This is a genomic window from Terriglobus roseus (assembly GCF_900102185.1).
GTDB classification, from domain to species: Bacteria; Acidobacteriota; Terriglobia; order Terriglobales; family Acidobacteriaceae; genus Terriglobus; species Terriglobus roseus_A.
In genome coordinates, this window is the sequence record NZ_LT629690.1 from 222333 (window position 1) to 246039 (window position 23707).

At 57.8% G+C, this 23707-nt stretch carries 35 protein-coding genes; 34 read left to right on the forward strand and 1 reads right to left on the reverse strand.

Going from position 1 to position 23707, the window contains the following annotated elements:
• The first annotated feature begins 112 nt into the window (after positions 1 to 112).
• The 16 genes from tuf (at position 113) to BLT38_RS01165 (ending at position 12213) form a co-directional block, all read left to right on the forward strand.
• A complete protein-coding gene (gene tuf / locus BLT38_RS01090; protein ID WP_083343353.1) occupies positions 113 to 1300 on the forward strand; it encodes an elongation factor Tu in 1188 nt (395 codons plus the stop codon).
• A 209-nt stretch (positions 1301 to 1509) separates the two neighbouring features.
• On the forward strand, positions 1510 to 2298 hold the full coding sequence (locus BLT38_RS01095) for a YcbK family protein (protein ID WP_156784972.1): 789 nt from the start codon (positions 1510 to 1512) through the stop codon (positions 2296 to 2298).
• A 204-nt stretch (positions 2299 to 2502) separates the two neighbouring features.
• Positions 2503 to 4758 carry a GH92 family glycosyl hydrolase gene (locus BLT38_RS01100; protein WP_083343523.1) on the forward strand — a complete coding sequence of 752 codons (2256 nt, stop codon included), beginning with the start codon at positions 2503 to 2505 and terminating at the stop codon, positions 4756 to 4758.
• A 319-nt stretch (positions 4759 to 5077) separates the two neighbouring features.
• On the forward strand, positions 5078 to 5398 hold the full coding sequence (gene rpsJ / locus BLT38_RS01105; protein ID WP_047496501.1) for a 30S ribosomal protein S10: 321 nt from the start codon (positions 5078 to 5080) through the stop codon (positions 5396 to 5398).
• A 64-nt stretch (positions 5399 to 5462) separates the two neighbouring features.
• Positions 5463 to 6197: a 50S ribosomal protein L3 gene (rplC, locus tag BLT38_RS01110; protein WP_047496498.1), complete on the forward strand. Its 735-nt coding sequence runs from the start codon at positions 5463 to 5465 to the stop codon at positions 6195 to 6197.
• Positions 6198 to 6355: 158 nt separating this feature from the next.
• Entirely contained in the window at positions 6356 to 7030 is a 675-nt protein-coding gene (gene rplD, locus BLT38_RS01115; RefSeq protein ID WP_083343524.1) for a 50S ribosomal protein L4, read from the forward strand.
• Positions 7030 to 7323: a 50S ribosomal protein L23 gene (locus tag BLT38_RS01120; protein ID WP_083343525.1), complete on the forward strand. Its 294-nt coding sequence runs from the start codon at positions 7030 to 7032 to the stop codon at positions 7321 to 7323. The genes rplD and BLT38_RS01120 overlap by 1 nt, the downstream gene beginning before the upstream one ends.
• A gap of 140 nt (positions 7324 to 7463) precedes the next feature.
• On the forward strand, positions 7464 to 8288 hold the full coding sequence (gene rplB, locus BLT38_RS01125; RefSeq protein WP_083343526.1) for a 50S ribosomal protein L2: 825 nt from the start codon (positions 7464 to 7466) through the stop codon (positions 8286 to 8288).
• A 21-nt stretch (positions 8289 to 8309) separates the two neighbouring features.
• The gene (gene rpsS, locus BLT38_RS01130; protein ID WP_083343527.1) at positions 8310 to 8591 is read left to right on the forward strand and encodes a 30S ribosomal protein S19; all 282 of its coding nucleotides are present in this window, start codon (positions 8310 to 8312) and stop codon (positions 8589 to 8591) included.
• A gap of 55 nt (positions 8592 to 8646) precedes the next feature.
• Positions 8647 to 9168, forward strand: a complete 522-nt coding sequence (gene rplV / locus BLT38_RS01135) for a 50S ribosomal protein L22 (RefSeq protein ID WP_047496479.1) — start codon at positions 8647 to 8649, stop codon at positions 9166 to 9168.
• 113 nt (positions 9169 to 9281) lie between these two features.
• A complete protein-coding gene (gene rpsC, locus BLT38_RS01140) occupies positions 9282 to 9950 on the forward strand; it encodes a 30S ribosomal protein S3 (RefSeq protein ID WP_047496476.1) in 669 nt (222 codons plus the stop codon).
• A gap of 125 nt (positions 9951 to 10075) precedes the next feature.
• Positions 10076 to 10522: a 50S ribosomal protein L16 gene (gene rplP / locus BLT38_RS01145; protein ID WP_047496472.1), complete on the forward strand. Its 447-nt coding sequence runs from the start codon at positions 10076 to 10078 to the stop codon at positions 10520 to 10522.
• Positions 10523 to 10565: 43 nt separating this feature from the next.
• The gene (rpmC, locus tag BLT38_RS01150) at positions 10566 to 10820 is read left to right on the forward strand and encodes a 50S ribosomal protein L29 (RefSeq protein ID WP_047496469.1); all 255 of its coding nucleotides are present in this window, start codon (positions 10566 to 10568) and stop codon (positions 10818 to 10820) included.
• 2 nt (positions 10821 to 10822) lie between these two features.
• Positions 10823 to 11140 carry a 30S ribosomal protein S17 gene (gene rpsQ / locus BLT38_RS01155; protein ID WP_052200988.1) on the forward strand — a complete coding sequence of 106 codons (318 nt, stop codon included), beginning with the start codon at positions 10823 to 10825 and terminating at the stop codon, positions 11138 to 11140.
• A 186-nt stretch (positions 11141 to 11326) separates the two neighbouring features.
• On the forward strand, positions 11327 to 11698 hold the full coding sequence (rplN, locus tag BLT38_RS01160) for a 50S ribosomal protein L14 (RefSeq protein WP_047496466.1): 372 nt from the start codon (positions 11327 to 11329) through the stop codon (positions 11696 to 11698).
• 95 nt (positions 11699 to 11793) lie between these two features.
• Positions 11794 to 12213, forward strand: coding sequence for a BLUF domain-containing protein (locus tag BLT38_RS01165; protein ID WP_083343528.1), 420 nt, complete (start codon positions 11794 to 11796; stop codon positions 12211 to 12213).
• 19 nt (positions 12214 to 12232) lie between these two features.
• Here the strand turns inward: BLT38_RS01165 and BLT38_RS01170 are convergent, their stop codons facing one another.
• Positions 12233 to 13135, reverse strand: a complete 903-nt coding sequence (locus BLT38_RS01170; RefSeq protein ID WP_172838100.1) for a TIGR03435 family protein — start codon at positions 13133 to 13135, stop codon at positions 12233 to 12235.
• A 110-nt stretch (positions 13136 to 13245) separates the two neighbouring features.
• Here BLT38_RS01170 and BLT38_RS01175 point away from each other — a divergent pair, with 110 nt between their 5' ends.
• The 18 genes from BLT38_RS01175 (at position 13246) to rpsD (ending at position 23606) form a co-directional block, all read left to right on the forward strand.
• Positions 13246 to 13575: a hypothetical protein gene (locus BLT38_RS01175; RefSeq protein WP_083343530.1), complete on the forward strand. Its 330-nt coding sequence runs from the start codon at positions 13246 to 13248 to the stop codon at positions 13573 to 13575.
• 146 nt (positions 13576 to 13721) lie between these two features.
• The gene (rplX, locus tag BLT38_RS01180) at positions 13722 to 14048 is read left to right on the forward strand and encodes a 50S ribosomal protein L24 (protein ID WP_083343531.1); all 327 of its coding nucleotides are present in this window, start codon (positions 13722 to 13724) and stop codon (positions 14046 to 14048) included.
• 197 nt (positions 14049 to 14245) lie between these two features.
• Positions 14246 to 14785: a 50S ribosomal protein L5 gene (rplE, locus tag BLT38_RS01185; protein WP_083343532.1), complete on the forward strand. Its 540-nt coding sequence runs from the start codon at positions 14246 to 14248 to the stop codon at positions 14783 to 14785.
• Between the two features lie 26 nt (positions 14786 to 14811).
• Positions 14812 to 14997, forward strand: a complete 186-nt coding sequence (locus BLT38_RS01190) for a type Z 30S ribosomal protein S14 (RefSeq protein WP_047496440.1) — start codon at positions 14812 to 14814, stop codon at positions 14995 to 14997.
• 176 nt (positions 14998 to 15173) lie between these two features.
• The gene (gene rpsH, locus BLT38_RS01195) at positions 15174 to 15572 is read left to right on the forward strand and encodes a 30S ribosomal protein S8 (protein WP_083343533.1); all 399 of its coding nucleotides are present in this window, start codon (positions 15174 to 15176) and stop codon (positions 15570 to 15572) included.
• 220 nt (positions 15573 to 15792) lie between these two features.
• Positions 15793 to 16332, forward strand: a complete 540-nt coding sequence (gene rplF / locus BLT38_RS01200; protein WP_083343534.1) for a 50S ribosomal protein L6 — start codon at positions 15793 to 15795, stop codon at positions 16330 to 16332.
• Positions 16333 to 16488: 156 nt separating this feature from the next.
• Positions 16489 to 16854, forward strand: a complete 366-nt coding sequence (gene rplR, locus BLT38_RS01205; protein WP_083343535.1) for a 50S ribosomal protein L18 — start codon at positions 16489 to 16491, stop codon at positions 16852 to 16854.
• A gap of 26 nt (positions 16855 to 16880) precedes the next feature.
• Complete coding sequence (gene rpsE / locus BLT38_RS01210; protein WP_083343536.1) at positions 16881 to 17387, forward strand: 30S ribosomal protein S5; 507 nt, start codon at positions 16881 to 16883, stop codon at positions 17385 to 17387.
• Between the two features lie 53 nt (positions 17388 to 17440).
• Positions 17441 to 17629 (forward strand): 50S ribosomal protein L30, encoded by a 189-nt coding sequence (rpmD, locus tag BLT38_RS01215; protein ID WP_047496428.1) that lies wholly within the window; start codon positions 17441 to 17443, stop codon positions 17627 to 17629.
• A gap of 225 nt (positions 17630 to 17854) precedes the next feature.
• Positions 17855 to 18334, forward strand: a complete 480-nt coding sequence (rplO, locus tag BLT38_RS01220) for a 50S ribosomal protein L15 (protein WP_083346853.1) — start codon at positions 17855 to 17857, stop codon at positions 18332 to 18334.
• A 161-nt stretch (positions 18335 to 18495) separates the two neighbouring features.
• The gene (secY, locus tag BLT38_RS01225) at positions 18496 to 19893 is read left to right on the forward strand and encodes a preprotein translocase subunit SecY (protein WP_083343537.1); all 1398 of its coding nucleotides are present in this window, start codon (positions 18496 to 18498) and stop codon (positions 19891 to 19893) included.
• Positions 19894 to 19899: 6 nt separating this feature from the next.
• Complete coding sequence (locus BLT38_RS01230; protein ID WP_083343538.1) at positions 19900 to 20652, forward strand: adenylate kinase family protein; 753 nt, start codon at positions 19900 to 19902, stop codon at positions 20650 to 20652.
• A gap of 9 nt (positions 20653 to 20661) precedes the next feature.
• Positions 20662 to 21411 (forward strand): type I methionyl aminopeptidase, encoded by a 750-nt coding sequence (gene map / locus BLT38_RS01235; protein ID WP_083343539.1) that lies wholly within the window; start codon positions 20662 to 20664, stop codon positions 21409 to 21411.
• A gap of 47 nt (positions 21412 to 21458) precedes the next feature.
• A complete protein-coding gene (gene infA / locus BLT38_RS01240; protein ID WP_014787172.1) occupies positions 21459 to 21677 on the forward strand; it encodes a translation initiation factor IF-1 in 219 nt (72 codons plus the stop codon).
• A gap of 61 nt (positions 21678 to 21738) precedes the next feature.
• Positions 21739 to 21852: a 50S ribosomal protein L36 gene (gene rpmJ, locus BLT38_RS01245; protein WP_047496418.1), complete on the forward strand. Its 114-nt coding sequence runs from the start codon at positions 21739 to 21741 to the stop codon at positions 21850 to 21852.
• Between the two features lie 193 nt (positions 21853 to 22045).
• Complete coding sequence (gene rpsM / locus BLT38_RS01250) at positions 22046 to 22426, forward strand: 30S ribosomal protein S13 (protein WP_083343540.1); 381 nt, start codon at positions 22046 to 22048, stop codon at positions 22424 to 22426.
• Positions 22426 to 22842 carry a 30S ribosomal protein S11 gene (gene rpsK, locus BLT38_RS01255; RefSeq protein ID WP_047496412.1) on the forward strand — a complete coding sequence of 139 codons (417 nt, stop codon included), beginning with the start codon at positions 22426 to 22428 and terminating at the stop codon, positions 22840 to 22842. The genes rpsM and rpsK overlap by 1 nt, the downstream gene beginning before the upstream one ends.
• A 134-nt stretch (positions 22843 to 22976) precedes the next feature.
• Complete coding sequence (rpsD, locus tag BLT38_RS01260) at positions 22977 to 23606, forward strand: 30S ribosomal protein S4 (RefSeq protein WP_083343541.1); 630 nt, start codon at positions 22977 to 22979, stop codon at positions 23604 to 23606.
• Positions 23607 to 23707: the final 101 nt, after the last annotated feature.

Consider the following 23707-nt stretch of genomic DNA (forward strand, 5'->3'; position numbering starts at 1 on the left):
GGATTGGAAGGGCACGGCTTCGGCTGTGCCCTTCCGTAAGTTTCACGAGGGATTTACCTCGACGAAGTAAGTTTCAAACTTTGCCCGCAGGGCATTAGGGAGCAAGAGAGCAATGGCGAAGGAAAAATTTGATCGTAGTAAACCGCACGTAAACGTAGGCACGATTGGTCACATCGATCACGGCAAGACGACGTTGACTGCGGCGATCACGAAGGTTCTGTCGAAGCACAACCCGAAGAACAGCTTCCGTTCGTTCGACACGATTGATAACGCACCGGAAGAGCGCGAGCGTGGTATCACGATCTCGACCTCTCACGTGGAGTACGAGACGGCGAACCGTCACTATGCTCACGTTGACTGCCCGGGCCACGCCGACTACATCAAGAACATGATCACGGGCGCAGCGCAGATGGACGGCGCGATCCTGGTGGTTGCAGCGACCGACGGCCCGATGCCCCAGACGAAGGAGCACGTTCTGCTCGCTCGCCAGGTTGGCGTGCCGTACATCGTTGTGTTCCTGAACAAGTGCGATGCCGTGGAAGATCCCGAACTGATCGACCTGGTCGAGATGGAAGTTCGTGAGCTGCTCAGCAAGTATGAGTTCCCTGGCGATGACGTTCCTGTGATCCGTGGCTCGGCTCTGGGCGCGCTGAACGGCGAAGCTCAGTGGGAGCAGAAGATCGACGAGCTGATGCAGGCCGTGGACGACAACGTTCCCCAGCCTGACCGTCTGGTCGACCTGCCGTTCCTGATGCCGATCGAAGACATCTTCTCGATCTCGGGCCGTGGAACTGTAGTGACGGGCCGTATCGAGCGTGGTCGCATCAAGGTTGGCGAGCCGGCACAGATCGTGGGCTTCCGCGATACGCAGGCGACGACCGTGACCGGCGTTGAAATGTTCAAGAAGCAGCTAGACGAGGGTCTTGCTGGTGACAACGCAGGTCTGTTGCTGCGTGGTACGGCGAAGGACGACGTGGAGCGCGGCATGGTTCTGGCGAAGCCGGGATCGATCACGCCGCACACCGTGTTCAAGGGCGAAGTGTACGTTCTGTCGAAGGAAGAAGGCGGTCGTCACACCCCGTTCTTCAACGGCTACCGTCCCCAGTTCTACTTCCGTACGACGGACGTAACAGGTTCGGCGAAGCTGCCGGAAGGCACCGAGATGGTGATGCCGGGCGACAACGTGGCTCTCGAGATCACGCTGCACACACCGGTTGCTATGGAAAAGGGTCTGCGCTTCGCCATCCGTGAGGGTGGACGTACCGTAGGCGCCGGTGCCATCTCCGAAATCGTCAAGTAAATCGGAACAACACAACAAGCAGTACCGCAGGGGCGAGCCATATGGCTCGCCCCTGCTGCTTGCCCTTGAGCCGCCATTTCCCGCATCGGGCGCTAGCACGATGCAATTTGTGACACAAGTGTTGCGCCGGGATCATCCAATTTGGCTTACTATGGGAGTCCTAGGGCTGAGTTGGTTAATTCTTCCTACGATTCCGGCGTCTCCGGAACATGGCGAAGAGAATCACCACACGTCGGCGCTGCGAATCGAACCCAGGAGCTTCTGTCGCTGTGCCACTGCGCTTCTCTTCGTTAAATCTCGGCCTTGTGTCCGCTCGTACAGTTACCGCTTTCGGCGTCCTTTTGGCGCTCGGCATGACCGCGCCTTCTGCCAGCGCGCGCAAGTTTGAAGTGCGCAAGCACCCGCGCATCCGCGCCGTGGCTCATGCTTTTGTGAATGCCACTCTGCCGGGTCTCGGACTGCTGCCCATCGAGGGCGATGAAGTGACGACGCCTTCCGAAGGCCAGAAGTACGAATTGAAGTTTGCCCATCAGGGCGGCGAGATGATCGACGTGGTCTATCGCGTGGGCGACACCTATATCCCTGAAGCGCTGGACAAGCTCAACCACTTTCTCCGCGACAGTCACAACCAGGAAGTCACAACGTTTGACCCGCGCACCTTTGATGTTTTGCATACCGTCATGGCAAAGGTTGGCAAGGCCGGCGGCGTGATCAGCGTGCTTTCTGCGTATCGTTCGCAGGAAACGAATGATGCGCTGCGTGCCAGCGGGACGACCAATGCTGCGGAGCACTCGCAGCACATTGAAGCCAAGGCTGTAGACATGCGTGTGGAAGGTGTTCCCGCCGCGCGTCTGCGTGATGCTGCGTTATCGCTGGACGCGGGCGGCGTCGGTTACTACCCCAAGAGCCAGTTTGTACACGTCGATACGGGCCCGGTCCGCAAGTGGACGTATTCTCCGCATGCTTCTGGACACAAGCGTCGGCGTAAGCGCGCTTAGAGTCAAGATCATCAAGTCAGTGAAAGCCCGATCCTATGGATCGGGCTTTCTGTTTGTAGATTCGCAAAGGTGAAACATCCCAATTCACCGTGAAGAATCGCCAGCGAATACATTCAGCAGTGCGAATGCGGATAGACTTCATGGTGCGTGCGCAACACGTATTTGGCATGTTGTGCGCGGATCTCTGGTAAGGACTTACCCCTCATGGCTGCAACACGACGCGATTTTCTAAAAGGCACCGGCGCCTTGGCCGTTGCTGCCGGTACACCTGCTCTGACTGCGGAAGCGGCGGTACAAAAACATAGCGCTGCGTCCACAACACAGGCACATACCGGTGCGTTAAGCGACTACGTGAATGTGTTGCAGGGAACGAACTCGAATCCGCAGTTTTCGCGCGGCAATACGTTGCCCATTGTTGCGGAGCCGTTTGGCATGGCGCACTGGACGCTGGAGTCGCGCAGCGGATCGCCGTGGATGTTCTCGCCGATTGATCAACGCATTCAGGGCTTCCGTCTGACGCACCAGTTGAGCCCCTGGCTCAGTGATTACGGCTTCACCACGATCCTGCCAGTGACGGGCGAACCGGACGTTCGTGCATCAGCGCGTGCCACTTCGTATCGCCCCGATGAACTGGTGGCGCATCCGTACGGCTTCAAGATGAATCTGCTGCGCTATTGCATTGATGCGGAGCTGACGCCGACCTGTCGTGGAGCCGTGCTGCGTGCAACAAGCCGATTGGGCGATGACATTTCGCTGGTGATCGACGTGCCGGAGAAGGGCGCGGAATTTCAGTGGGATGCCAACTCTGGCACCTTGCATTGGAAGACTTCTGCAAGTGCAGGCGGTACGCCGGATGGATTTGCAACGTACTACATTTTGCGCGCAGGCAAAGGCGCTACGTTTGAGCAGAAGGCGCTGAAGAGTAATGCTCCGGGACGCAATAACAGCGGCAGCATGGTTGGCGTGCTGCATCTGAAGTCGGCGAAGGCTGAGGTTGCCATTACGCATTCGTTTATCTCGTTTGATCAGGCACACCGCAACATCAATACCGAAATCGGCACCAGCAGCTTCGATGAGGTACAGGCAAAGACGAAGGCCATGTGGGAGGAGCATCTTCGCGCTGTCGTGATTCACGGCGCAACGGAGACACAGATGAAGACGTTCTACTCCTGCCTGTATCGCACGGTACTGTTCCCGCGCATCTGGCATGAGATCGACGCGAACGGTAAGGCCGTCCACATGAGCCCGTATACCAACAAGCTGACGCCTGGTGTGATGTATGCCGACCACGGCTATTGGGATGTGTATCGCGCGTGGTATCCCATGATGACGCTGCTGTATCCAGAGCGCCTGGGCGAGATTCTGCAGAGCTGGGTCAATGCTGGCACGGAAGGCGGATGGATGCCGCAGTTCCCATGCCCGGGTTATCGCGCATGCATGACGGGATCGCTGATTGATTCGCTGTTTGGCGATGCCGTAGTGAAGGACATCCCGGGTTTTGATCGCGAAGCCGCGTATCAGTTGCTGAAGAAGCATGCCACACAGGTGGGCGACCCTTCGAAGGGCTACGGACGTCGCGGCTCGGCTTCGTACCAGAAGTTAGGTTACGTACCTAACGATGAGGTTGAGCAGGCATGCGTTGAATCGCTCGACGCGCACTATGGCGACTTCTGCATTGGACAGATTGCAGCGAAGCTTGGACACACGGAAGATGCTGCGTTCTTCGCGAAGCGTTCGAAGAACTGGCGCATGATGTGGGACCCGCAGGTGAAGTTCTTCCGCGGCAAGAATGCTGATGGCAAATGGGCACCCGAGTTTCGGCAGTATCAGTGGGGTTCGCCGTATGTGGAGGGCGGAGCGTGGCAGCATCGCTGGTCGGTTCCACATGAGCCTGAGGCCATGATGAACGAGGCATTCGGCGGCAAAGAAACCTTCGTCGCGGAACTGGTGAACTGCGTGGAGCAGGAGCCTCGTTTTGAGGTGGGTGTCTATCACCAGGAGATCCACGAGATGAGCGAGATGGCTGCCGTGCGCTTCGGTCAGTACGCGCATAGCAATCAGCCATCGCACCACATCCTGTGGATGTTCACGATTGGCGGTCGACCGGACCTGACGCAGAAGTGGGTGCGCAAGGTGCTGGATGAGCTGTATTCGCCGGAGCAGTTCTCAGGTGATGAGGACACCGGCTCCATGGCGGCGTGGTATGTGCTCGCATCGCTGGGGCTGTACACGCTGTGCCCGGGCAAGCCGGAATGGATGCTCGGTTCGCCCATGTGGCAGAAGGCCGAAGTGCGTCGCGGTCTGAAGGGAAGCAGCTTCACGGTTGAGGCTGCAGGTGACCCTGCGACTAAGCCGTATCGTGCGGGTCTTGCCGTTGACGGCAAGGCGCACAGCGGTGATGTGATCTCGCATGGCGACCTGGTGAAGGCTGCAACGCTGCGGTTCACCGTGAAAGCATAAGCAGCCATTTGTTCCATCGAAGGGCATCTGCACTGAAAATGGTGCAGGTGCCTTTTCTTTTGTCTTGTTTGTGGTTGGCGACAGGTTAATTTCTGGCAGAAATGCTGCTATGATCAATTGTCTGCTGCGTGAAGGTCGCTTGCGGTATTGGCGGCTGGTTCGGGATGGCGAGTGAGTCCCGGCGCGGTGGTCCCTGACAAATTTTTGCCGATCCACCGCATTTTCCTGTGGGAAAAGCGTCGTGCTTCGGTTACACTCAAAAGGTTGGTCTGAAGGCCAGCCGCAGTTGTAGATCTTTGCGTAAAGAGAGTTCGAACACATGGCTGCACAGCAGAGAATTCGCATTCGCCTGAAGGCGTATGACTATCGTGTCCTGGACACGTCGACCGGCGAGATCGTTGAGACCGCCAAGCGCACCGGAGCACAGGTTGCGGGTCCGATTCCCCTTCCCACGATGAAGAACAAGTACTGCGTGCTCCGTTCCCCGCACGTCGACAAGAAGTCGCGTGAGGCGTTCGAAATCCGTACGCATAAGCGGCTGATCGACATCCTGGAACCGACGCAGCAGACGGTGGACGCGCTGATGAAGCTCGACCTGCCCGCTGGCGTTGACGTGGAAATCAAGACCGTTACCAAGTAACACAAAATTTCAATAAACCGGCAGTGCCCCGCTGCGTGCGTGGGCATGATGAGGAGAGAATCACATGGCAGTAACAGGTTTGCTCGGTAAGAAGATTGGCATGACGCAGGTGTTTGACGACGCCGGTGTTGTGCACCCGGTCACCGTGATCAAGGTTGGCCCTTGCGTTGTCACCCAGGTGAAGACGCAGAAGACTGACGGCTACGATGCCGCACAGATCGGTCTGGTGGAGTTCGTAAAGGCCTCCAAGCTGACCAAGGGTCTGGCTGGTCACCTGGCGAAGAGCGATGCTCCGCCGGTTCGTGAGATCCGTGAAGTGGGCATTGAGTCCACGACCGGTGAGAACGAGGGTGAAGGCGCTGTGAAGGCTGGCGATCGCGTTCTGGTCGACATCTTCGACGGTGAGCGTTTCGTTGACATCATTGGTAAGTCGAAGGGCCGCGGTTTCGCGGGCGTGGTTCGTCGCCACGGCTTCGGCGGTGGCCCCAAGTCGCACGGCCACATGTTCCAGATTCAGGGTTCGATCGGTGCATCGTCGTTCCCCTCGCGCGTATTCCCGGGCCAGCGCATGCCGGGTCACCACGGTGACGCGCAGATCACGGTTCGCAACCTGCGTATCCGCGGTATCGACCTTGAGGACAACCTCCTCCTGGTTGAGGGTGCGGTTCCGGGACCCCGTGATGGTGTGATTCTGATCTCGAAGTCGAAGAACCCGCCGCGTGAGCGTCGTGGATTCGCCGGTTCGGGTACGGTTGATCCGCTGAAGGCTTCGAAGAAGGCTTCGGGTAAGAAGAAGTAAGAACTGACGGCAGAGCAATCTCTGGTTGCTCTGCCGCTTAGTGTGTAAGTGCAGTAACTCGCATCGTCTGCGGACTTAGTCGGAATGAGTAAGTCGACAGCAGGATGACAAATTGAACTTAGGGCGCTCGCAATAGAACGAGGGCCAGAGGAAGCAAGATGGCAAAGATTAACGTAGTCGATCTCGGCGGGAACAAGGTCAGCGAGCTTGAGCTTGCAGACGAAGTGTTCGGCGTCGAAGTGAATGAGTCCCTGCTGTGGGAGTCGGTAAAGCATTACCGGGCTGCGCTCCGCCAGGGAACCGCCGCCACCAAGAACAAGAAGCTCGTGTCGGGTTCCGGCAAGAAGCTGTGGAAGCAGAAGGGAACCGGTCGTGCCCGTGTGGGTTCGGTGCGTTCGCCTATCTGGCGTCATGGTGGTACGGTTCACGGACCCCAGCCCCGCTCGTATGAGTACGCCTTCCCCAAGAAGAAGCTGCTCGGTGCTCTGAGCTCTGCTCTTGCTTCCAAGCTGCAGGACGGCAAGCTGACGGTTGTTTCGACTCTGGATGTTGCTGAGCCGAAGACCAAGCTGTACCGCCAGGCTCTGGACAAGCTGGAAGCCAAGAAGACCGCACTGCTGGTCGAGAGCGGACAGAAGCTGACCGACAACCTGTTCCTGGGTTCGCGCAACCTGGACGGCGTTGAGCTGGTGCTGAGCTCGGAGGTTCACCCCTACGACCTGCTCCGCTACGAGCACGCCATCTTCTCGCAGGATGCTATTGAGGCTCTGCAGGAAGTCCTGAAGAAGAATGTGTCGCGCCGTAAGCTGGCTGCGAAGAAGGAGGTTGCGTAATGGCAACTGTTTACACCACCATTCGCCGCCCGCTGATTACGGAAAAGGGCATGATCGCCAAGGAGACCGAAGGCACTCTGGTGTTTGAGGTTGCTGCTGGCGCGACGAAGAATGAAGTGAAGCATGCAGTGGAGAGCCTGTTCAAGGTGAAGGTTGCTGCGGTTCGCACCGCCAACTACCTGGGCAAGGAGCGCCGCCGCGGTCGCTTCACCGGTTTCAAGCCGGACTGGAAGAAGGCATATGTTCGCCTGGTTCCGGGTTCGAAGATGCCGGAGTATGTCAACTCGCTCTAAGGAGCGAAACAGGTCAGCAAGTCAGCGAGTCTGCAAGTCATCGGATCTCGCGCAGTAAGTGAACTTGAAGGCTTGAGTACACGAAGTAACCCCAATCCGCGCGCCTGACTAGCTATGCGGATGGTAAGGAAGTTAGGGAAATGCCGATTAAGACATTCCGACCGATTACGCCGACACTGCGCTTCCAGTCGAAGCTGGTGAACTCGGACATCACGACGAACGAGCCGTACAAGCCGCTGCTGGCAACGAAGCAGCGCACAGGCGGCCGTAACTCCACCGGTAAGCTGACGATCCGTCATCACGGTGGTGGCCACAAGAAGAAGCTTCGTATTATCGACTTCAAGCGCGACAAGTTCGGTGTACCCGGAACCGTTGCGACGATCGAATACGATCCGAACCGCTCCTCGCGTATCGCTCTGATCAGCTACAAGGACGGCGAAAAGCGCTACATCATTCAGCCGGTTGGCCTGAAGGTTGGCATGACGGTGACCTCCGGTCCCGACGCCGACATTCTGGTTGGCAATGCTCTGCCGCTGCGCAACATCCCTGCTGGTACGACGGTCCACAATGTGGAACTGCGTCCTGGTAAGGGTGCACAGATGGTCCGCTCTGCCGGTTCGTCCGCGCAGCTGGTTGCGAAGGAAGGCGACTACGCTCTCCTGAAGCTGCCCTCCGGCGAAACCCGCCGCGTGTTGGTGGACTGCATGGCAACGGTTGGCCAGGTTGGCAACACGGATCATGAGAACATCTCGCTCGGTAAGGCCGGTGCAAGCCGCTGGCGCGGTATCCGTCCGACGAACCGTGGTGTGTCGATGAACCCTGTGGATCACCCGCACGGTGGTGGTGAAGGTAAGACCTCAGGCGGACGTCATCCTGTTACGCCGTGGGGACAGCCGACACGTGGTTACAAGACCCGTAACAACAAGCGGACCGATGTGTTCATCGTCAACCGCCGCAGCAAGTAATTCAGGGAGCGAGAGGAAAACATGGCACGTTCTACAAAGAAGGGCCCATTTATCGACGCCCACCTGATGACGAAGGTTGAGGTGCTGAACACCGCGAACAAGAAGGAAGTCGTTAAGACTTGGTCGCGTCGTTCCACCATCTTCCCGGAGTTCGTGGGTCACACCATTGCCGTGCACAACGGTAAGAAGTTCATTCCGGTCTACGTGACGGAGAACATGGTGGGTCACAAGCTGGGCGAGTTTGCCGCAACGCGTACCTTCAAGGGCCACGCAGCGAAGGCTGAGACGGCCAAGGGTCGTTAAGTCGGGATTAGTTACGTCAGCCTCCGGTTCTGCCGGAGCGCGATAAGGAAGAGTTATGGCGAAGACAGCCGAGAAGAGTGCAGTACGTGAGTTCCGCGCCGAGGCGCGGTTCCAGCGGACCAGCCCGCAAAAGGCGAAGCTGGTGCTGGACACGATCAAGGGCCAGAGCGTGGAAAATGCTCTGAACACCCTGATGTTCACCCGCAAGCGCATTGCTCCCATCGTGGAGAAGGCGCTGCGTTCCGCAGTTCAGAACGCAAACTACCTGAGCCAGGAACAGGGCTTCGATCTGGACATCGATCGTCTGTTCGTGAAGCAGGCTGTTGCAAACGAAGGCCCACGCATGAAGCGTATCCGCCCTGCCCCCATGGGTCGTGCGTTCCGCTATCAGCGTCGCCTTGCTCACATCATCGTGACGGTGGCGGAGAAGAAGTCTGTTGAGGCAACAAAGCAGGCTGAGGCTCCGGTAGCGGCTGCGGAGGGTGGCAAGAAGAAGGCTGCTCCGGCAAAGAAGGCTGCTGCCAAGAAGGCTCCGGCGAAGAAGGCCGCGAGCAAGAAGGCTGCTGCGACTGCGTAAATTTATGGCCGGGCTGTAAGCCGGCCCGGCATCGCCGAGAAGTTGAGGCGGCGAGTAAGTACTGAGTAAGTTCGGAACTAAGTTCTCCGGACGCGAAGTGAAGGGATTAAGTTATGGGTCAGAAGGTCCATCCGTATGGTTTCCGCCTCGGCGTGAACAAGCCGTGGAAGTCGCGCTGGTTTGTGGAGCGTGACTACGACAAGCTGCTGGTTGAGGACGTGAAGCTCAAGGCTGAGCTGCGCGAAAAGCTGAAGGCTGCTGGTGTCTCGTCCGTCGAGATCGAGCGCCCAGGCAACAAGCTGCGCCTCATCATCAAGACCGCCCGTCCGGGCATCATCATCGGCCGCAAGGGCGCTGAGATCGACAAGCTGAAGGCAGACATCCAGAAGCGTACGAACCGCGAAGTGTTCATCGACATTCTGGAAGTCAACAAGCCTGAGCTGGATGCGCAGCTGGTCGCAGAGAACATCGCTCTGCAGCTGGAGAAGCGTGTGTCGTTCCGTCGCGCGATGCGTAAGAGCGTTGATTCGGCTCTGCGTTTCGGCTGCAAGGGCATCAAGGTTCGTGTTTCGGGCCGTCTGAACGGCAACGAAATCGCACGTTCCGAGTGGTATCTGCAGGGTCGTCTGCCGCTGCACACGCTGCGCGCAGACATCGACTACGGCTTTGCCGAAGCGAAGACCACCTACGGAATCATCGGCGTGAAGACCTGGGTCTACCGTGGCGATATCTACGAGCAGAAGCGCCGCCGCGACAACGTCACGACGACGGGTGCGTTCTAAGGAACGACAAACATTGCGGGGTTGAGTAATCAACCCCGCGTAACACCAAGAACAGAAGGCGCGCGGAGACTGGGCCACTTATCTAGGTAAGTGACGCCAAGGCCGCAGCGGGAAAGAGTGCAGTTATGTTGCAGCCCAAGAAGGTTAAGTACCGTAAACAGCAAAAGGGCAAGATGCGCGGTAAGGCATGGCGCGGTTCCGAGCTTGCATTTGGCGACTACGGTTTGAAGGTTGTGGAGTGCGGCTACATCACCGATCGTCAGATCGAAGCAAGCCGTATCGCAATGACCCGTTACATCAAGCGTGGCGGTAAGGTTTGGCTCCGGATCTTCCCGGATAAGCCGATCACCAAGAAGCCCGCAGAAGTTCGAATGGGTTCTGGTAAGGGTGCGTTGGATCACTGGGTTGCAGTGGTTCGCCCCGGCAAGCTGCTCTTCGAGATGGAAGGCGTTCCGGTTGAGATCGCGAAGGAGGCCATGCGCCTTGCTTCGAACAAGCTTCCGCTCCGCACCGTTTTCGTGCAGCGTCCGAACATCAAGGCGATTGACCCCAAGGCTTCCGCAGCCGCGTAACTGCATAGCGTCTCTGAATGCAGACGCTGAATGAGAGATTGAAATGGAACTGAACAAGATCCGCGAATTTACGGACAGCGAACTGAAGGAGCAGCAGGCCCAGGCGGGCGAGCAGCTCTTCCGCGTTCGCTTCCAGAAGAGCCTGGGCGATGCCGCAGGCGTGAACAAGCTGCGCGAACTGAAGAAAGACATCGCGCGCATCAAGACTGTGGCGCGCCAGCGTGAGCTTGGCCAGGCCGTGGCTCCGACGGAGTCGGCTGCGCCCGCGAAGAAGACCCGTAAGGCGAAGAAGGCATAACGATGGCTGAGACGACTGCTACGACTACTGCTACGGCAGAGAAGATTGGCCACCGCACCGAGAAGATCGGCCTGGTGACCTCGACAAAGATGGACAAGACGATCGTTGTGTCGGTGGAAATGCGCAAGGCGCACCCCAAGTACAAGCGCATCGTGAAGTCGAACAAGAAGTTCTACGCGCATGACGAGCAGAACTCAGCCCGCGTTGGCGATCAGGTCCGCATCCGTGAGACCCGTCCCACCAGCAAGCTGAAGCGCTGGAACCTCGAAGAGATCGTTCGCCGCTCGAGCCTGAGCGAAGCGACTCCGGCTTCGAAGTAAGATAAGAGTTTGCCCGTCGCCGGCATCGTTCGGTGACACTATGGGCATGACGCGTCCAGCGCGACGATCGTTGAAGATGTCGTTCAGCGATCCGCTCCGCGGCCGCGACCATTTAGTGGATTTGACTGGGGCGAGATAGCCCCCGGCCTTAGGCTCTGGAAGCCTCGAAGGTCAGGAGAAGAAGCAATGTCCGTACAAATGCGTACGATTCTGGACGTAGCCGATAACTCTGGCGCACGCCGTCTGCAGGTCATCCTGCCTCTCGGTGGTGGTCTGGGTAAGAAGGCTGGTCTGGGCGATGTGGTGACGGCAGCGGTGAAGGAAGCTTCGCCCGACGGCACCGTGAAGAAGGGCAAGGTTGTTAAAGCCGTGATCGTGCGCACCCGCAAGGAAGCGCGCCGCAAGGACGGCACCTACATCCGCTTTGACCAGAACGCAGCCGTCGTGATCAACGACGCAGGCGAGCCGGTGGGAACCCGTGTATTCGGACCCGTGGCCCGCGAACTGCGCGACAAGAAGTTTCTGAAGATCGTTTCGCTCGCTCCGGAAGTTATCTAACTCTCTCGAAGCGTAGGTTCCATACAAAGACCGCCGGCAGTCGCTGGCGGTCTTTGTCGTCTGGACACACAACTTTCTAAGGGAAGAATAGAACGATGGAGTACCGACTTATCTATTGCAGCCGTAACCGGATCGAAGGCTCGGAGCAGCAGATTGCCGAAGAAATTGAAAAGATCCTCATAAGCTCTCGCAGGAACAATGAGCAGCACAACATCACGGGTGCCCTGCTGTTCAACGGCCTCGCGTTTGCGCAGGTGCTTGAGGGGCCACGCGCCGCCGTAGAAGCTATCTACGCCACAATCTGTGAGGACAATCGGAACAGCCACAACGTCCTGCTGGAGACCGGCGACATTGCCAAACGGGACTTTGCTCGTTGGTCTATGGCGTATTCCGGACCGGATTCCAATGGCCATCTCTACGAACACTTAAAGCTTGCCGACGTCGAGACGGATGGAGCTGGCGTTGCGAAGCGTGTGCTGGACCTGTTGAAGAGCGTTGTGCACGCGCACGTCTAGGTTTGCTTGGCGCTTGGGTTTAGTCCGGCGTGGTCTGGGCGATATGGTCCACGATCAGATCTTCAATTTGGCCTGTGCCTTTCTTTAGGCGCAGGCCAAGTTGTTTTTCCAGGGCGCCGGTAAAGGTGGGCCCGCCGCCATCGCTGGTGGTCTGCGGAGCATTCGCTTCGTCGATCTGGAAGTCGAGTGTCATGTCGTAATGGCCGGTCAGGCCGGTCGCATCCACCATGCGATCCATGCCGCGCCCGCCGAGAACACCGCCCAGGCCATCGAAGAGGGTGCATGCTTCCGGCAGTGTGACGTCGATCATGCTGACATGCATGATGCCACCTTCTTTGCGGTTGATCTGCAAACCGCAGAGGACAGGGGATGGTTTACTCGGTACCGATTCTTGAACCGGAGAGCCGGGTTTTAAACAACCGGGTGTCGTTTCATGAGGCTTCAGATTTGGGCCAGTCACGCCGGGTTTTGCCACGCTGAGCAGGTTGACCATCCCTGTGTGGTTTTCCCGATGGGCCTTCAGAGCGAAACGGTCTTCCAGCAGATTGCGCAACATCAGGCGTATGTCTTCCATGTTCTGCGAGCCTTCCGGCGGACGCGCAACGATGGTGTACTTCTGGTGCTGCGCCCACTCGGGCAACCGCGCGCGCATGGCTCGGGCCTCGACTTCGTCGTTGACACCATAGGCGAACATGATGAGCGGCGGGAGAGCGCCAGTCATCGTGAGCAGGCCGTGCGGCGTCTGTGCTCTGCCCAGGGCGATCATGAAGCCGAGGCCTTCCATTGGAGCGTCGGGCGCAGCTGGCTTGACCGAGGCGGATTCGAAGGTAAGTGCGGTCGTTGACCTCTGTGCGTGTATTGGGAGAAAGAGCAGGCAGACCGTGAGACTGATTAATTCATAGCGTCGGGCCTTACGATTCATGTCGCGGCTCCAAAAGGAAATCATAGGGATGGACGGTATGACTGCTTAGACGTCTGGTTCTCGTCTGGCAACGCCTCTAAACTCTAGAAATACGGGGGCCAAAGAACGTGGTGCAACACATTCCAAACACGACGGTTGACCGCATCGAAGCCATCGGTATTGATGCAAACGGTTCGTTGTGGGTAAAGCCAGCCACGAAAACTTTCCCGATGATGTACCGGGAAGGCATGGAAGTCCATTGGGATGCCTCCCGACAGTGCCTGTATAGTCCACTCCCGCGGGAGTGGAGTTATCTGCAGTGGTTTTGCCAAATCAACCGAGCTGCTGCCGAACAAGGGGTGGCGTTGGTGGTGGACTCGCAGACTCAATGGAACAACCTTGACCAACATCTTCGCGATGAGATCGTACGCACTGTCAATAAGGCAGATTTGTCCGGATAACTAGCAAGATCGATGCTTCTATGCTTGTATTCGCGCAAGTTTTCGCGTAAAGTAGACAAGTTTGGTCCAACTGCATCACCTCGACCTGCGGAGGTACTCGCAGAGGCCTGTGTCCGGGACCACGGCACGGGATAGGGAGTAACGAAATGGCACATGTTTTGAAGAACGATCAGGTCATTGTTCTGGCAGGTAAGGACAAGGGTAAGACCGGCCGAGTACTGCGGATTGTTACGGACAAGAACCGCGTTCTGGTGCAGGGCATCGGCATGATCAAGAAGCACGTCAAGCCGAATCCTCAGGCAAACATTAAGGGCGGAATCTTGGAGCAGGAAGCTCCGATCCACCTTTCGAATGTGGCTCTGGTGGATGGTAACGGCAAGGCGACTCGTGTAAGCATCCGCGTGGTTGACGGCAAGCGTGAGCGCATTGCCAAGACGACCGGCGAAACGATTGCTTATCCGAAGGTGAAGTAAGCGATTTTCAGATAGCAGGTGCGTAAGTGCCTGCGCTGTTCGTTGGAAGACCTCTCTGGCTTGCCAGGTGCGTTCCGGCGAAGTTCTCAAGCGAGCAGCGAATCCAGAAACACAGGAACACCCCACGAAACGGTATACGGGCCGTGACGCGAGTCGAAGCCCAATCCGATGACCGTGGAGAAAGCGAAGTAACGACAGTGGCACGACTCCGTGAGAAATATACAAACGAGTTGAAGACGGCCGTTCAGAAGGAGCTGGGCATCACGAACGTGATGGCAGTGCCGAAGATCGAGAAGATCGTCATCAACATGGGCCTCGGTGAGGCGACGCAGAACAACAAGATCATCGACCCGCTGGTCAGCGATCTGGCAGCCGTAACGGGTCAGAAGCCGGTTCTGACCAAGGCGAAGAAGTCCATCGCTCAGTTCAAGGTGCGTGAAGGCCAGTCGATCGGCGCCATGGTCACCCTGCGCGGCGAAGCGATGTTCGAATTCCTCGACCGTCTGATCTCGGTGGCTCTGCCCCGCGTGCGCGACTTTAAGGGTGTTTCCTCGAAGAGCTTCGACGGCCGCGGCAACTACACGCTCGGTCTGCGTGATCAGCTCATCTTCCCCGAAATCGATTACTCGAAGGTGGAGAAGCTGAAGGGTATGAACGTGACCATCGTGACGACCGCTGCGGACGATAACAGCGCGCGCGTCCTCCTCAAGCACTTCGGCATGCCGTTCCGCGCATAGCCCAATAGAGATCGGAGCAAATAGATATGTCGACTACTGCAAAAGCAGTCAAGGACGCAAAGAAGCCCAAGTTTAAGTGCCGCCAGCACAACCGCTGCCAGCTCTGCGGTCGCCCCCGCGCATTCCTCCGCAAGTTCGGCATCTGCCGTCTGTGCTTCCGTGGTCTGGCGCTCAAGGGCGAGATCCCAGGCGTCGTAAAGTCCAGCTGGTAGTGCTTCGCACCGTTCTCGACGTCGCTTCTGCGACGGATCCGAGTAGCGGTGGAGAGTATGGGCCGGCTCGCTTTGCGGCGAGCCGGTTGTAACACTTAAGTAAGTTAACGAAATCCCTTGCAGGTTCTGCCGCCATCCTTGGTCGCAGCAAACGAAGGGTAGAGAGAAGAGTCATTATGAACCTGACCGACCCAGTAGCAGACTTTTTGACCCGCGTTCGCAACGCCATCAATGCCCGCCACCAGAAGCTGGATGTTCCTGCCTCGAACCTGAAGGCTGAGATTGCCCGCATTCTGAAGGAAGAGGGCTACATCACCAACTACAAGACGGTGGAAGAAGAAGGCAAGCGTACGCTGCGCGTTTACCTGAAGTACGACGCTGACGGCACCTCTGCCATCCTCGATCTGAAGCGTATCTCCAAGCCTGGTTCGCGTGTGTACCTCGGTTCGCAGGACATCCGCCGCGTTCAGGGTGGACTCGGTATCTCGATCCTCACCACGCCGAAGGGTGTGATGACGGGCCGTACCGCTCGCAAGGAAAACGTCGGCGGCGAAGTTCTCGCTCACGTCTGGTAGTGCTTCGCACCGTTCTCGACGTCGCTTCCGCGACGTGATTCGTGCAACGGTGCAATGTCTTGGCCAGAGCAAAGCTCTGGATGTAGTTCTGAAGTTTTCGCAGTTACAAGTTATTCCCGCGAAGCAATTCGCGGTGGCTGCAGTGGAACGGTCTGCAGTGGTTAGTTCATAAAGCTAACTGCTGCAGGATCCGGGACTCGCAAGCCGCAAGGAAAAGTAAATGTCACGTATTGGTTTGAAGCCGATCGCTCTGCCCACAACCGTGAAGTACACGGTGAACGGCAACGACGTTGAAGTTACCGGCCCCAAGGGCAAGGTCACCGCTCTGCTGCCCACCGGCATTCGCCTTGAGGCGAAGGACGGCGTGCTGCACGCAGTTCGCGACAACGATTCGCAGAAGGCGATTCACGGCCTGGCTCGCGCACTCATGTTCAACGCTGTTGAAGGCGTGACCAACGGCTGGAAGAAGGAACTGGACATCGTCGGCATCGGTTACCGTGCTGAGATGAAGGGAGCGGGCATGGTTGTATTCACGCTCGGCTACTCGCACCCCATCGAGTTCCCGCTGCCTGCTGGCATCACGGTCACCATCGACCCGAAGCAGACGCACCTGACGGTTGAAGGAATCGACCGCCAGAAGGTTGGCCAGGTGGCCGCCGATATGCGTTCGCTGCGTAAGCCTGATCCATACAAGAACAAGGGCGTACGTTACTCGGACGAGAAGCTGAAGAAGAAGGTCGGCAAGACCGGCTCCAAGTAAGTTTTCAAGTCTTAGTAGGTAGTTTGAGTTCCGGCTACCTACTAAGACTAAGAACTACAACCGCAACATCAACCCGAGGCGATGGACGAGATGCCATCGCTCACCATACCGAACGCAGATGCAGGGCATTTGCGCCGATAGGGAAGGAAAGAAAAAATGATCACTGCACCTCAGCGCAATGTCATCCGGAAGCGCGTTCACAAGCGCGTTCGTGCGAAGATCGCCGGCACCACCGAGCGTCCTCGCCTGAACATCTTCCGTTCGCTCAACCACATCTACGCACAGGTCATCGACGACTCCACGCACACCACGCTGGCTTCCGCCTCCACCGTCGTTAAGAAGGGTGAAGAGAAGAAGAGCGGCGGCAACATCGCTGCAGCCCAGGAAGTGGGCAAACTGGTTGCAGAGCGTGCAAAGGAAGCAGGCGTGACCAAGGTTGTGTTTGACCGTGGTGGTTACCTGTATCACGGCCGCGTCAAGGCCCTGGCCGATGCCGCGCGTGAAGCCGGTCTCGAGTTCTAACTCAGGTTTAGCGAAAGAGGATATAGATGGCAATTCGCAAGAAGATTGATGCAAATAAGCTGAACCTGAAGGACCAGGTCGTCGCGATCAACCGCGTGACCAAGGTCGTTAAGGGCGGTAAGAATATGTCGTTCGCAGCACTGGTTGTGATCGGCGATCCGGATCAGGGCATTGTGGGCTACGGCAGCGGTAAGGCCAAGGAAGTTCCCCAGGCGATCCGCAAGGGCATTGAAGCGGCCAAGAAGAACCTGCACAAGGTGAACCTGACCGAGACCTCGATTCCGCACCAGGTGCTGGGCCGTTATGGCTCGGGTCACGTGCTGCTGAAGCCGGCTCCTGAAGGTACCGGTGTGATCGCAGGTGGCGCGGTTCGTGCGGTGATGACGTCTGCCGGTGTGCAGAACGTTCTGACCAAGTCGCTGGGAACAGCGAACCCGCACAACGTGATCAAGGCCACGTTTGACGCGCTCATCCAGCTGCGTGACAAGGCTGCTGTTGCAGCTCTGCGCGGCAAGGATGTTCAGGAACTCTAAGGCTGCAACGACATTTGGCGGAACGGATTTCCGTTCCACATGAGGATAAGGTAATGGCAGAAAACACGGGCAAGATCAAGATCCAGTACTACCGCTCGAAGATCGCGACGCCGGTCAAGCACAAGCTGGTGGTTAAGGGCCTGGGCTTCACGCGTCTGAATCAGATCGTTGAACGCGAGGACACGCCCTCGGTTCGCGGCATGGTTGCGGCAATCCCGCACCTGGTTCGCATCGTCGAGTAAGTACTTCGTCCGGTCCTCGGCATCGCTTTGCGATGTGCGTGGGCTGGCGGGAATGACATGGGTGGTTTGCTTCAGCCTATGAGGCAAGCCACCATCAACTTAGCCTGGCATTGATCAGGCGATAACAAGACTGACATAAAACTTGTGTCAGCGGCCGCAGAAAGCATCGCGGCAAATGCGAGTCGGACCGAACGGTCTGGCGTGAGCGAGGAAAGCACAATGGCACTGAATCTTTCGAATTTGAATGCGCCGAAGGGCGCGAACAGCAACAAGAAGCGCGTGGGCCGTGGTATGGGTTCGGGCATGGGCAAGACGTCGACGCGCGGTCACAAGGGCCAGCGCTCGCGTTCGGGTTCGCGCTCGATGCGTGGTTTTGAAGGCGGCCAGATGCCGCTGCACCGCCGCCTGCCGAAGCGTGGCTTCACCAACATCTTCCGTCAGGAGTACCAGGTTCTGGCTCTCGACACGATCCAGCTCTTTGCTGCAACCAAGAACGTCACCGAGCTGACCGTCGAAGCAATGCTGGAGAACGGTCTGGTTCGCAAGAAGAAGGCCCTGGTGAAGGTCCTGGCAAACGGCGAGATCAACACAGCTGTAACCGTGTACGCGCACAAGGCTTCCAAGGCTGCACAGGCGAAGATCGAAGCAGCTGGCGGCAAGCTGGTTCTGCTCGGCGCGCCGGCTGCAGAAGAAGCAGCAGCGTAAGTGGCGTCTTCGCTGCGCGCCGCGATATCTGCGCGTAGAATGAAGACACACGGATTTCAAGGGAAGGGTCGAGCCGTGATGGCTCGGCCTTTGCCTGTATCGGATAACTCCGAAAGTTTAAGTAGAACGGGCCGTAAGGCCTGACTGGATAAGCCCCGCCGATGTTTGACAAGCTGGCCAACATCTTCCGAATTCCTGAGCTGCGCACCCGCGTGCTGTTTACGCTGGGCCTGCTTGCCGTTTACCGCCTTGGCGGACACATCCCCACCCCCGGTATCAACGCTGACCTGCTTGCGCAATACTTCGCGCAGAACGCGGGTTCGTCGCTTGGTCTTGTGGATCTGTTCACCGGTGGTTCGCTTCGCCGCCTCACCATCTTCGCGCTGGGCATCATGCCGTACATCACGGCGTCGATCATCTTCCAGCTGCTGACGGTGATCTATGAGCCGCTGGCCAAGCTGCAGAAGGAAGGCGAAGTGGGTCGCCGCAAGATCACACAGTGGACCCGCTACGTAACAGTGCTGCTGGCCATCGTGCAGTCGTTCGCGATTGCCATGATGCTGACCAAGTCCACGACCGGCGCGCCGATGGTGACAATGGGTTCGAAGTCGTTCATCGCGCTCTGCGTGTTGACGCTCACGACCGGCACTGCCTTCATCATGTGGCTGGGTGAGCAGATTACGGAGCGCGGTATCGGCAACGGTATGTCGCTGCTGATCTTCACGGGTATCGTGGCTGGCTTGCCGAACGGCATCAACGATCTCTACGAGAAGGCTCGCGATTCAGCATGGGGCGGATTCACGCCGCTGGCAATCGCCATCCTGATCGTCGCCATGATCGGTGTCGTGTACTTCATCGTGTTCGTTGAGAAGTCGGAACGCCGCATCCCGGTGCAATATGCAAAGCGTATTGTGGGCCGCAAGATGATGGGCGGTCAGTCGACGCACCTGCCGCTGAAGGTGAACTCCGGTGGCGTTATGCCGGTGATCTTCGCTTCGTCGATCCTGTCGGCACCGCTGCTCTTCGCGAACACGCAGTTCGTACAGAACCACACGTTCTTCCGCGTGATTGCAGATGGTCTGAAGCCGGGCGAGCCCTGGTACCAGATTCTCAGCGCCGCCGCGATCATCTTCTTCGCGTACTTCTACATCTCAATCGTCTTCCGTCCGGATGACATTGCTGACAACCTGCGCAAGTATGGCGGGTTCATCCCTGGCATCCGTCCCGGTCGTCGTACGAGCGACTTCATCAACGACATCCTGACCCGCATCACGCTGGTTGGTGCTATCTACCTGATCATCATTCAGCTCATTCCGCAGATGATGATCTCTGGTGTGCACCTGAACCATCTCTGGCTGGTGGGACCGTTCTTTGATCGTCTGCCGAACTGGATCACCAATGGCCTGGGCGTGAACTTCTACTTCGGCGGCACCTCGCTGCTGATCGTAGTGGGCGTGGCCATGGACACCGTGCAGCAGGTCGAGTCGCAATTGATCATGCGTCACTACGAAGGCTTCACGCCAAAGAGCGGCCGTTCACGTGGCCGGCGGAGCTGGTAAGAAGACGTGGCAGAACATGAACTGAATCAAACACCGGCTCCAGTGGATGGCTTCATCCCTGGGCCGGTGCTTCTTCTGGGCGCACCTGGAGTCGGTAAGGGAACGCAGGCGCAGATTCTGATGGACCTGTGGGGCATCCCGCAGATTTCCACCGGCGACATCATCCGCGAGAACATCAAGCTGGGAACCCCGGTTGGCCTCGAGTTCCAGGATCTCGTTGCGCAGGGCATTTTCGTTCCCGATGAGCTTGTTAACCGCATGGTGGCATTGCGTTTAAGCCAGCCAGATGCCGCTCGTGGATACATTCTGGACGGCTATCCCCGGACATTGGGGCAGGCAGAATGGCTGGATGAGCAACTTGCAGGAGATGGCTTTCCAGTCGAAGGCTGGGAAGTGTCGCCCGCCGGCAAACTTCCAGTGATTGCAGTAAGTATCGAAGTTCGGTATGATGAGTTGTTGCGTCGTATCACTGGTCGGCGCACAGGTCCGGTCTCCAAGCGGATTTACAACATCTACACCAATCCTCCGCTCGTTGAGGGGGTTGATGATGTGGATGGTCAGCCGCTTGTGCAGCGCCCGGACGACACCGAAGAAGTCTTTGCGGAGCGGATGCGGCAGTTTGCGGATCTGACTGCGCCGGTGATCGAGCATTATCGCGCCCAGGGCCGGTTTGAGGTTGTGGACGGCGAGCAGCCGGTGGAAGTGGTAACGGAAACAATCGTCGCGGCGCTGAAGCGTCTGCGGCGCGAGGGCATGTAAGCAGTACCGATGGCGATCGCGATCAAAACACCGCAGGAAATCGAGAAGATGCGTGCAAGCGGACGCATCCTGCGTCAGGTCCACATTGCAGTGGAAGCGGCTGTGAAGCCGGGTGCTACCACCATGGACCTGGAGCGCGTTGCCGAGGCGAAGATTCGTGAACTGGGCGGTAAGCCGGCGTTTAAGGGATACAACGATTATCCCTGCTGCCTGTGCACCTCAGTGAACAACGAGGTGATCCACGGGATCCCCTCGGAGAAGAAGGTTCTGCAGGAAGGCGACATTGTGTCGGTGGACTGCGGCGTGATTCTGGAAGGCTATTACTCGGACGCAGCGGGAACGTATCCCGTGGGTAAGATCAGCCCGGAAACACGCAAGCTGCTGGATGTGACGAAGGCGTCGCTCGAGCAGGCGATTCAGGAAGTACGCGTTGGTGGCACGGTAGGTGACATTGGCGCAGTAGTGCAGGAGATCTGCGAAGCCGAAGGTTACGGCGTGGTCAAGGATTTTGTGGGCCACGGCATTGGCAAGAACATGCACGAAGACCCGCAGGTTCCGAACTACGGAAAGCGCGGCAAGGGAACAAAGCTCAAGGCAGGCATGGTGCTTGCAATCGAGCCGATGATCAACGCTGGAACGGCTGACGTGAAGGTGTTGAAGGACGGATGGACCGCAGTGACGATAGACGGCAGCATGAGCGCCCACTTCGAACACACGGTAGCTGTAACGAAAGATGGTCCGGTCGTCCTGACGCAGTAAGTTTTGTAAGTGCAGTAAGTGGTGTTGAGTAGTTACAAGGAGACGGTTTGCCGAAGGAAGATGCAATTGAAGTAATGGCAGTGGTTGTAGAAACCCTGCCGAACGCGATGTTCAAGGTGGAACTGGAGAACAAGCACCAGGTGCTGGCCCACGTTTCCGGCCGCATGCGCAAGAACTTCATCCGCATCCTCCCCGGAGACCGTGTCGCTATTGAGTTGAGCCCGTATGACTTGAACCGCGGGCGTATTGTGTACCGCTACAAGTAGTTTTGTAGTGGATAACAACACAGCAGGCGCACGATGATCTGCTGGAGAAGGAAAGAAGCAAATGAAGGTACGCGCTTCAGTTAAGAAGATTTGCGACAAGTGCCAGATCGTTCACCGTAAGGGTGTTGTACGAGTGATCTGCGAAGTTGCAAAGCACAAGCAGCGTCAGGGATAACCTGCCGTAGCTTGTTTGAGTAACAAACACCGCGGAACCCGCGGCTTCCACTTAGGCAAGACTTACTAAGTGTGAAGACGTTCCTCAGGGGCGAGTTAGCCGAAGCAAAGGCTTGCGAAGAACCCCGGGTCACACCGCATAACCCGGTCCTGTACGACAGCGTCAGGACCAAGAAGTACACGAGGAAAGACACATGGCACGTATTGCCGGAGTCGATGTGCCCAACAACAAGCAGGCACGCATCGGACTCACCTACATCTACGGAATCGGCGACACTCGCGCGCTGCAGATTCTTGCAAAGGCGGACATCGATCCCCTGCGCAAGGTAAGCACGCTGGACGAGGATGAGCTGAACAAGATCCGTGCAGTTATCGAACAGGAAGGCGGCATTGAAGGCGATCTCCGCAAGGAAATCGGTCTGAACATCAAGCGCCTGATGGAAATCCAGAGCTACCGCGGTATCCGTCACCGCCGTAACCTGCCTGTTCGCGGACAGCGCACCCACACGAACGCCCGCACGCGCAAAGGCCCCCGTAAGGGCACGGTTGCCGGAAAGAAGAAGGCGACTAAGTAATGGCTAAGCAGCAGAATGCAGCCGGAAAGTCCGGCAAGGGTAAGAAGTTTAAGAAGCGGGAACGGAAAAATGTCCCGTACGGTCTGGTATTCATCCAGGCATCGTTCAACAACACCATCGTGACCATCACGGACCAGCAGGGCAACACCCTGAGCTGGAAGAGCTCGGGTTCGCTCGGCTTCCGTGGTTCGCGTAAGGGAACGCCGTTCGCGGCACAGCAGGCTGCTATGAACGCTGCCACCGCTGCTCGCGATCACGGTCTGCGTTCGGTTGACGTACGCGTCTCCGGCCCCGGTTCGGGCCGCGAGTCGGCAGTACGTGCGCTGGCTGCTGCCGGTATCGATGTGCGTAGCATCCGCGACGTCACGCCGATCCCGCACAACGGCTGCCGCCCGCCGAAGCGTCGCCGCGTATAAGTTCTCCCGCTATGTGGAGGCATGGAGTTCTGTGCCTCCACTGCGGGATTTCAATCATTTCAACTGGATCGCGATGAAGGGCCAGCCAGGCTGTAAAGCGATCGACATCGGAAGTTTCGAAAGAGAGTTATTCAATGGCACGTTACACAGGAGCTGTCTGCCGTCTTTGCCGGCGTGATGGAGTGAAGTTGTTCCTCAAGGGATCCCGTTGCTTTAGCGAAAAGTGCGCAATCGACAAGCGCAACTTCCCCCCGGGGCAGCACGGTCAGGCACGCGCGAAGAAGATCGTAGGCTACGGTCTGCAGCTGCGTGAAAAGCAGAAGGCAAAGCGCATCTACTTCACGCTCGAAGGCCAGTTCCGCTCGTACTACGAGAAGGCTTCGAACAAGACCGGTGTTACCGGCGAACTGCTGCTTCAGCAGCTTGAGCGCCGTCTTGACGCTCTGGTGTACCGCGCGGGCTTTGCCCTGTCGCGTCGCCAGGCTCGTCAGCTTGTCCGTCACGGCCACGTGCTCGTGAACGGCAAGAAGGTAAACATTCCTTCCTACCAGATCAAGATCGGCGATGCCGTTGAACTGAAGGAAGCGACGAAGAAGCTCGACATCGTGGAAGGCGCGGCTCAGTTCCACGCCGGTCTGGCACAGCCCACCTGGCTGCAGATCGACCGCGAAGGCCGCACCGTGAAGGTTCTCGCTCTGCCGAAGCGCGAAGAGATCCAGATCCCGGTCAACGAGCAGCTGATCGTCGAACTTTACTCGAAGTAAGCCATAGCGGCAGGTGTGGGTTCGCCCCCATCTGCCGCATAGCTTCTTCGAAATCGAGGCGCGACCACTCGATGTTTTGGTCGCAAGTCCCACCTGGGGCT